The organism is Mucilaginibacter lutimaris, from assembly GCF_042676625.1.
Classification (GTDB): Bacteria; Bacteroidota; Bacteroidia; order Sphingobacteriales; family Sphingobacteriaceae; genus Mucilaginibacter; species Mucilaginibacter lutimaris.
Window position 1 is genome coordinate 637,024 of sequence record NZ_JBHTIA010000012.1, and the last position, 6,005, is coordinate 643,028.

At 45.3% G+C, this 6,005-nt stretch carries 7 protein-coding genes; 3 read left to right on the top strand and 4 right to left on the bottom strand.

Annotation, left to right across the window (positions count from 1 at the left end):
* The first annotated feature begins 3 nt into the window (after window positions 1-3).
* The 3 genes from ACFQZI_RS17925 to ACFQZI_RS17935 all read left to right on the top strand — a co-directional run bounded on the left by ACFQZI_RS17925 (window position 4) and on the right by ACFQZI_RS17935 (window position 2,593).
* A complete protein-coding gene (locus ACFQZI_RS17925; RefSeq protein ID WP_377144929.1) occupies window positions 4-312 on the top strand; it encodes a hypothetical protein in 309 nt (102 codons plus the stop codon).
* Window positions 313-532: 220 nt separating this feature from the next.
* Window positions 533-2,194 carry a glutamine--tRNA ligase/YqeY domain fusion protein gene (locus ACFQZI_RS17930; protein ID WP_377144931.1) on the top strand — a complete coding sequence of 554 codons (1,662 nt, stop codon included), beginning with the start codon at window positions 533-535 and terminating at the stop codon, window positions 2,192-2,194.
* 120 nt (window positions 2,195-2,314) lie between these two features.
* On the top strand, window positions 2,315-2,593 hold the full coding sequence (locus tag ACFQZI_RS17935; RefSeq protein WP_377144933.1) for a hypothetical protein: 279 nt from the start codon (window positions 2,315-2,317) through the stop codon (window positions 2,591-2,593).
* An 86-nt stretch (window positions 2,594-2,679) separates the two neighbouring features.
* Here ACFQZI_RS17935 and ACFQZI_RS17940 read toward each other — a convergent pair whose 3' ends face one another.
* The 4 genes from ACFQZI_RS17940 to ACFQZI_RS17955 form a co-directional block, all read right to left on the bottom strand.
* Window positions 2,680-3,507, bottom strand: a complete 828-nt coding sequence (locus tag ACFQZI_RS17940; RefSeq protein ID WP_377144935.1) for an N-acetylmuramoyl-L-alanine amidase — start codon at window positions 3,505-3,507, stop codon at window positions 2,680-2,682.
* 549 nt (window positions 3,508-4,056) lie between these two features.
* A complete protein-coding gene (locus ACFQZI_RS17945) occupies window positions 4,057-4,470 on the bottom strand; it encodes a DUF4476 domain-containing protein (RefSeq protein ID WP_377144937.1) in 414 nt (137 codons plus the stop codon).
* Window positions 4,471-4,532: 62 nt separating this feature from the next.
* Window positions 4,533-4,829, bottom strand: coding sequence for a hypothetical protein (locus ACFQZI_RS17950; protein ID WP_377144939.1), 297 nt, complete (start codon window positions 4,827-4,829; stop codon window positions 4,533-4,535).
* 51 nt (window positions 4,830-4,880) lie between these two features.
* On the bottom strand, window positions 4,881-5,654 hold the full coding sequence (locus ACFQZI_RS17955) for an HNH endonuclease (RefSeq protein ID WP_377144940.1): 774 nt from the start codon (window positions 5,652-5,654) through the stop codon (window positions 4,881-4,883).
* Window positions 5,655-6,005: the final 351 nt, after the last annotated feature.

Sequence of the window (6,005 nt, forward strand, 5' to 3'; positions counted from 1 at the left end):
TAAATGAAAGGTAGCGAAAATTTGCTTGTATTTTTACCCCTTATGAAAGGCAGTGCTATAGCAGTTGCTTTCGTAAGGGGTCAAAATAATATGCAACAAAAAGAGTACAACCTTTCTATTCTTTTACCCCTTATTAACGTTAATGCAATTAGCACCGGCAGTATTGTTCCCCTTTTAGGGGAAGGCAGAAACAGTGCTATAGCAGTAGCTTTCATGCAAAATAATATGCAACAAAAGGGTACAACCTTTCTATTTATTTTAACCCTTATTAACGTTAATGCATTAGCACCGGCAGTAATGTTCCCCTTTTAGGGGAAGGCAGAAACAGTGCTATAGCAGTTGCTTCATAAGGGGTCAAAACATATACAATATATCACCCCTAAACCCGATTGCAGCGGATACCGGCTTCGCGGCTAAGGCCTGTGCCGTATGAGCGGAAAGCGGGGCTACCTTAACCTATGGAACGAACAGTACATTTTCAAATAGAAATAATATTCCATAACTACACTTATATACCTATTTTTGACCAATCATGAGCGAAGAAAGATCACTGAACTTTATAGAAGAAATTGTTGAGGCGGATATTGCCGCGGGTAAAAACGACGGGCGGGTACTAACGCGTTTCCCGCCGGAGCCTAACGGTTACCTGCACATTGGGCACGCCAAGTCGATATGCCTTAACTTTGGCCTCGCTAAAAAATATAACGGTAAAACCAACCTGCGTTTTGATGATACCAACCCCGCCAAGGAGGAGGTTGAATATGTGGATAGCATTAAAGAGGATGTTAAATGGCTTGGCTTTGAATGGGCCGAGGAACTTTACGCATCCGACTACTTCGACCAGCTTTACGACTTGGCTGTTGAACTGATAAAGCAGGGCCTTGCTTATGTTGATGACAGCACTGCTGAGGAAATTGCGATACAAAAAGGTACGCCTACCGAACCGGGTGTGGCTAACCAATACCGCAGCCGATCAGTAGAAGAGAATTTACAGCTTTTTGCTGATATGAAAGCCGGTAAATACCCGGATGGCGCTAAGGTGCTGCGTGCCAAGCTCGACCTGGCATCCACCAACATGCACCTGCGCGACCCCTTGATGTACCGTATTAAGCATACGCATCACCACCGTACCGGCGATGCCTGGTGTATTTACCCGATGTATGATTTCGCGCACGGACAAAGCGACGCTATTGAGCATATTACTCACTCGATATGTACGGTTGAGTTTATACCTCACCGCCCGTTATACGAATGGTTCATTGAGAAACTGAACCTGTTCCCGAGCAAGCAATACGAGTTTGCCCGCCTTAACCTAAACTATACCGTTATGAGCAAGCGCAAGCTGCTGCAACTGGTAGAAGAAGGGCATGTAGACGGTTGGGACGACCCGCGCATGCCAACCATTAGCGGCCTTCGCCGCCGTGGTTATACGCCTGCCAGTATCCGCGAGTTTTGCGAGCGTATAGGTGTTGCCAAGCGAGAAAACATGATTGACGTTGGTTTGCTGGAGTTTTGCATCCGCGAGGATCTGAACAAAACGGCCTGGCGCCGTATGGCCGTGCTTGACCCGGTTAAACTGGTTATTGATAACTACCCGGAAGGCAAAACCGAAACATTCCACGGAGAGAATAACCCCGAGGTGGAAGGTGGCGACGGCAGCCGTGAGTTTCCGTTTGGGCGCGAACTTTGGATAGAGCGCGACGACTTTATGGAAGAGCCTACCAAGAAATATTTCCGCCTGGGTATTGGGCTAATGGTGCGACTAAAGAACGCTTACATTATTAAAGGCGAAAGCATTGTTAAAGATGCTGATGGCAACATCACCGAGATCCATTGCTCGTACATCCCCGAATCTAAAAGCGGCAACGATACCAGCGGCATTAATGTCAAGGGGACGATACATTGGGTAAGTGCCGACCACGCCAAAAGCGCAGAGGTGCGCCTGTACGACCGCCTGTTCCAGGTGGAAGACCCAAGCAGCGAAGACGGCGACTTTAAAGAATACATAAACCCGAACAGCCTGCATGTATTGCCAACCGTTTACATAGAGCCCGATTTGGCGAATGCCAAAGTTGGCACACCGGTGCAATTTATGCGTAAAGGCTATTTCACCCTCGATAAAAATTCGACCCCTGATAATTTGGTGTTTAACCGCACGGTGACACTTAAAGATGGTTGGGTGAAGAAAGGCTAAAGCCTTAGAGAGGTTAAAGCTGAAAGGTAAAAGGCGAAAGGTTTTAGAACGTTTCGCCTTTTTTGTATGATAAATTTCGTGGGGAGTTAAACCTGCGGACGTTTGGCGGCTCTTATGGGTATGAAAAAATTAATCCTACCCTTATTAGTCGTTTTATTTATGGGCTGCAGCTTCCCGAAAGCGGTTATGGTTAACATGCCCGAAGATCAGTTTAAAAAAGAACATGCATCTGCCGCTGTGGTAGAGCTATCTGAGAGCCGGACGGTTTACAAGCAGTACAACCAGGGCCCCGGTGGGATGTACAAATTTTATTATTTTAAGAACGGCAGGCTTGCATTAATGGATGAAGGCTTTTATCCGATAGGAGCCACTGCGCCGGTGCCCACTCCGGAGCATTAAGGCGGCCCCACTCAAACCCTCCCCGTAAGGAAGGGCTTAAAATATTTATCTCCAAGTCTCCCCTATCGGGGGAGATTTAGAGGGGGCTAATACTTCTTGTACACATTAAACAGCACATCCAAATCAAACTGCGTTAGGGTGTTTGAGCTTTCGCGCTGTACAAAGTGGCGTTTAAAAGCCCCTATGGCAGCGGGGAGGTTGCTGGTATCGTACCCGATCAATCGCAGGGCTGTGGCGCTGTCGAAATTTGCGGGTGCCGGTACAATGATCATGTCCGAATAATAGCCGAACCCTTTTTTAGCCAGTGTTTCCCAGGGGAACAGTATGCCCGGGTCGGGTTTGCGGCCGGGGGCAATGTCGCCGTGGCCTATAAAGTTTGCCGTGGGGATGTTGTAATCTTTTTTTAGTTTGGCCAGCAGTATAAGCAGGCTGTTGATCTGCGCGGGGGCGAAGGGCTCATTGCCTTTATTGTCCAGTTCGATCCCTATCGAGCAGCTATTCATATCGCTGATGCTGCCCCATTTGCTTACACCGGCATGCCAGGCGCGCATATAATCGTTAAGCATGTGTATCACCTTGCCATCTTTACTAATTACGTAATGGGCGCTTACCTGCGGCTTCACCAGCGTAAAGGTGCGCACGGTTTGCGCTACCGAATCTTGCGCCGTGTAATGGATAATTACATAGTTGGGTTTGCGCAGGTTAAAGTTAACCGTGCCAATAAACTCTGACGGGATAGGCTGATTAAGGCTATCTGTAAGCGTAGCAGGGTTTTCGGCCAGTAATATTTTGCTCAGGCTATCGGCTTGCGTGGTATAAACACTATTGGTTTTGGTATGCGGGTTGGTTACTTTTTTAGAACAGGCGGTTATGGTAGTAGCGGCAACAAGGAGTAGTAGCAGGCGGTTTTTCATAGTTGATGCTAAAGTAGCAATTTTTATGCCTTGATGTTGAGGGGTTGTTTCCTCATAACGTCTTTGCGAGGAACGAAGCAATCTCTTTGCTATACAGAGCTGATGTTTAGTGCTCGTAGGACTGGCAGTTTTAAATTCTAAGCTTGTAGAAGTTAAAGTTGTTAGACTAAAAGCAATTTGTCATGCTGAACGTAGTGAAGCATCTAATCGCCGACATGCATCTTCGAGAGCATGGTTCAATAATAGATCCTTCACTACGTTCAGGATGACAAGTGGGGAGAGTTTCTCAAAAATAGCGTTGGCCCAAACGTCAAAGCGGGCGGGCCGGGAGTTGGCGGGAATGTCGGTTTAGCTTTCGAACTCGCGCATGCGGGAGAAAGCGTTAAGAACCGGCAGGGCGGGCAGAAGCTTTCGCTTTGACTTGAACTTTTGCTTCTTTTCTTTCAAGAGAAAAGAAGTAGCCCTCCGCGGCAATGAGCGGACTAACATACATTATAGCACAAACAGAATTACTAATAGCAACTCCCTAAAATTCGCTCATCTCCGGTACTACTTATTCTTCTTATAAAAATCTTCCAGCGCGTCTTTATACTCTTCGCGACTGAACAGGTTTACGAGGTCTAAAAACGATTTGTAGTTGGTGGTGTACTCGAACGCGTATTTGGCAACGGCTATTTTAGAATCATCCGTCAGGAACTGGTTCATAAAGCTCGCCAGTTGGTTGATGGTAATGCCTACCTCCTTACTGTTAAGCCGGGCCTTTATAACCGCTATCTTCTCCTCGTCGTTACGTTGCTGCTGCATCTCTTTCAGGATGGCTTTAGCCTGCTCGGCAGGCATAGCCTTTTCGGGGTGCTTTATTTTATCGTAGCTAATGGCGGGGCTGGTGGCCTTAACGCTTGACGCAGGGTTTGCCTGCGCCATGGTAGCCGACAGCAGGAGGATATGTAATAATAGTTTCATTAGGGGTTAGGGTGTTTGTTGGGATTAAATGTAGGAAGATTTGGGGAAAAGAGAAAGGGGTGTTAATTCCTGATAGCTTTAAGAAAATCCAAAACATTCAACTGGCCTTGGTCATCAGTAAACTCAATACTTTCAAACTCGTGCCAGGTATGGTCTGTCTCATTATCCCAAGTATCGAAATGCAAGTCGGGCACGTTCCATTTATCTGCGTAAAACCAGGTATCGTCAATGAGCTTTGACAGGATACTTGCTTCAATTTCTGCCAACGCGATCTTAGTAGGGTTATTGAAAATGAAGAAACTATGGTTTTTGTAATTAGCACCGTCGCGATAGCGGTAAAAGAATTTAATGTTTGGCATCAGGCTAAGATAGCCTGATGTAGGGTTGGTGTCAATCGGATATAAGTGAAGTTAGCCTTGAAAGCGGCCATTGTGAATTTTAAGGAACTCAACATCCGGAAAAAACTTCTTAGGTTCAATCAACGATTTACCATCGTAGGCTATAAAATTATCCCGAATGCTTTGAATGTTTGTACTGTTCATCAATACAGAAGCTACTTTGATTTTTAAGTCTTCGGTAATGGTTATTAAACCTCTATCAAAAGCCTTGTCGTGAAGTGTATTTAAAGCTAATCCATTGCGGGGGTTAAGTCGGTTTCCAGCATCTAAACTCCACGGCAAGATGTGGCTTGCTATTAATAACTCCGGTTGATTAATACCGGTGATACAACAGGTATCGGCAAAATTACTTAGCACCATTTTTCTGAAAACGGTTTGGTCCAACCGAACAACAACTTGCCGGGTAGCTTCTCGCCCCACCATTGTTTCAGGTTCTATCAGTTCAATTGGATTAAGCTGCTCGATAGTAGTATGCTTCTTTTCAGCGAGCAATGTTTCGCTTTCTATGAACAATTCATCCCAGTTGTTCATGTAATCGTTCCAAACCTCTCTGTCAAGTTTGCTTACGTTTGGCAATCCCTTTACGCCCCTTTCTGCAAGTTTTGGGTCGAAGCTTGCGAAGTTACCAAGTTTACGCGCCACCGCCGCTGGCGACCGGCCAATAAGTACAGCCCACTCTTTGACAATAGCATTGCCCGCACTCATCTTTCCAAAAGGAATTTTAGAGTATAGGTTAATAGCTAAAAGTAATTGGTCTTTGGTCCAGAGGGTTTGGCCTTCTTTCATGATTATTCTTCTACTTCGAAAAATACATGTTTGCAACCACTATTTAAACATTCCTCTATCTTTAATTTCAAGAGAGTGTGCAAAAAGTCAGAGATTAGGTTGGTTCTTGCGCCACATCTAGGGCATGTTGTGGGTTGATCGTTCACTATGTAGTAACTATTCATTTAATAAATATAGTGATCGTTTAGAAATTATGAGCTATCTTATTCCCCTTTTCCCACCAAAAATGACTTGTCCTAAAATAAGTTTACACTTAAATAGTGTAAAAGATGAACAAGCTAAAAGAAGAAAAGATCATCAATGACCATCTTATCCAGGGGATAAGTTTTCGTAGCTTAGCGTTAAAGTATG